General features: G+C 66.3%; 5 protein-coding genes. 2 read left to right on the forward strand and 3 right to left on the reverse strand.

All coding sequences use genetic code 11. The features are described from left to right. Window positions 1–87 precede the first annotated feature (87 nt). Window positions 88–315 (forward strand): hypothetical protein, encoded by a 228-nt coding sequence (locus tag MKL09_RS00140; RefSeq protein WP_244016843.1) that lies wholly within the window; start codon window positions 88–90, stop codon window positions 313–315. A 7-nt stretch (window positions 316–322) separates the two neighbouring features. Here the strand turns inward: MKL09_RS00140 and MKL09_RS00145 are convergent, their stop codons facing one another. After that, window positions 323–526, reverse strand: a complete 204-nt coding sequence (locus MKL09_RS00145; protein WP_244016845.1) for a hypothetical protein — start codon at window positions 524–526, stop codon at window positions 323–325. A 115-nt stretch (window positions 527–641) separates the two neighbouring features. Continuing rightward, the gene (locus MKL09_RS00150) at window positions 642–785 is read right to left on the reverse strand and encodes a hypothetical protein (protein ID WP_244016847.1); all 144 of its coding nucleotides are present in this window, start codon (window positions 783–785) and stop codon (window positions 642–644) included. Window positions 786–937: 152 nt separating this feature from the next. Between MKL09_RS00150 and MKL09_RS00155 the strand changes: the two genes are divergently transcribed. Then, the gene (locus MKL09_RS00155) at window positions 938–1156 is read left to right on the forward strand and encodes a hypothetical protein (protein WP_244016849.1); all 219 of its coding nucleotides are present in this window, start codon (window positions 938–940) and stop codon (window positions 1154–1156) included. A gap of 35 nt (window positions 1157–1191) precedes the next feature. Here MKL09_RS00155 and MKL09_RS00160 read toward each other — a convergent pair. Then, a partial coding sequence (locus MKL09_RS00160; protein ID WP_244016850.1) for an SOS response-associated peptidase occupies window positions 1192–1814 on the reverse strand: 623 nt, incomplete at its 5' end.

The raw sequence follows: 1814 nt of genomic DNA on the forward strand, positions 1-1814 counted from the left end.
CCTGCGGGCTGGTGGCCTGTATGCGGAAGAGATCCGAGTCTGTCGCCTCTGAGCATCAGGCCGGTGGCCGAACAGCAGACATGCGAGGTGAAGATTGATGGTGTGTGGAGCGCCGTCAGCCTGGCGGAAGCCCGCACCCTGTACGGGATGATGCTCAAGCGCTGCCCGGCCTGCCACGGCCAGGTGAACATCGCCGGGAACTACACCCCCGGTGGTGGCTACAAGCTACAGCACCGCCGTAGCCATTCCGGTTGCCCACTGACCCCGGCCGCGTTCTCCGGTACGCCATCGCGGCACCCCCAGGCGGTGGGGTGACACCGGCTTAGTCGTCGCCGTCCTCCGCCAGAGCGTCGTCGTAGGCGTCCAGCAGCCAGGCGAGGAGGTTGGTGCCCACATCATCGCCGAGATCGAACATGGGCCTACCCAGCGGCATCTCGGGGTATTGCGCCCGCACCTCAGCGAGCAGCCTGCAAGCCAGCTGATCCAGCGCGTCGCTGGGCAGCACCTGCTCTCGATCGACCAGCATGGTTGCACCCCTCGATGGCGTACCAGCCGGCTCGGCCCCGCCGCCCGATCTGTTCACGGGCTGGTGGGGGAGGTCGTCGATCTCACCGGCGTCCGCATAGGGTGCCGGGACCTGGTTAGCGCACCGTGATCTGCGCTGGCTTGGCGCTGTGTCGGAATAGGCTCCGCAAGAGCCGGAAGGGCAGTAGCACCAGCTTGGCCACGCCGTGAGCGGCCATGATGACGACGACGGCCAACAGGGCCAGCAGAGTGTTCCGCATGCGGGGTACTCCTAGCGGCGCGATACTCGGCGGCCCGCCCCCGCCATTGTCTTCAGGAGGCGCGCCGATCGCGGCGGGACTGTGATGCAGATATCTGTGATCCAGGTGCATTCCCCAGTGACGCGCGGGTCTACTGCTCGTACCTCGGATCGATGCAGCACTCGCCGAAGCGCCATGCCTATCTCGTGGCTGTGTCGCAGAAGCGCGAAGCGGTCCGCGTCTACGCCGTGCTCGTGGGTACGTCGGAGGAGGCCTTGGAAGCCGTAGCGCTGAATGCTCCCCCGAGCGTGAAACTGCAGATCGTCGGAAGCCTGTCGCGTGCTTTGGTAAAACGCATTCGGCTCGTGCCGGGGGAGCTACGGCTGGTGTGACCGAGTCCGGCCGGTCGGTACGGGTCAGAGCGCCGCTAACTCACATCGTCATCTCGCCCATCCCGGCGAGCGCCACGGGCTACGACGACCAGGGCATCGTCGGCCAAGGGCCGCTGAAGTTCCTTCGCCTCCGGCCACGGCGCCGACAGCCACGTCTCCCATTCCTCTGGCTTCGTCAGGATCACCGGCATCGCCTTCGGGTGCACGGCCCCGACCTCGGCGTTCGGCTCGGTCGTCAGGAAGGCATACAGATCGTCGGTTGTCTCGCCGTCCTTCACCTTACGCACGCTCTGCCAGCCCTCGACCAGGATGCCCGCGAAGCAGGTGAGGGGCCGATCCTCGGTGAGGGCGAACCACACGGGCGGATGCGAACCATCCGCGGCCTTCTCGTTCTCGCTGAAGCTCGTGAACGGTACGAGGCAGCGATGCGCGGGTGACAGCCAGCGCCGCCAGTGCGGCGAGGCCGTATTGCGCACATTGGTGACGCCGGGATCGACCTTCTTCCCCTTCAGCGCAAAGGCAGGCGACGGCATACCCCAGCGCATCATCGACAGGGCACGGTCACCGTCGCGCATGCGGATCACAGGTGCCGCGGTGTTCGGGAAGATACCGGGCAGCGGTGGTAGGTTGCCAGTGTCATCGTGTTCGACGCCGAACA

It is taken from the genome of Methylobacterium sp. J-048 (assembly GCF_022829515.1).
Classification (GTDB): Bacteria; Pseudomonadota; Alphaproteobacteria; order Rhizobiales; family Beijerinckiaceae; genus Methylobacterium.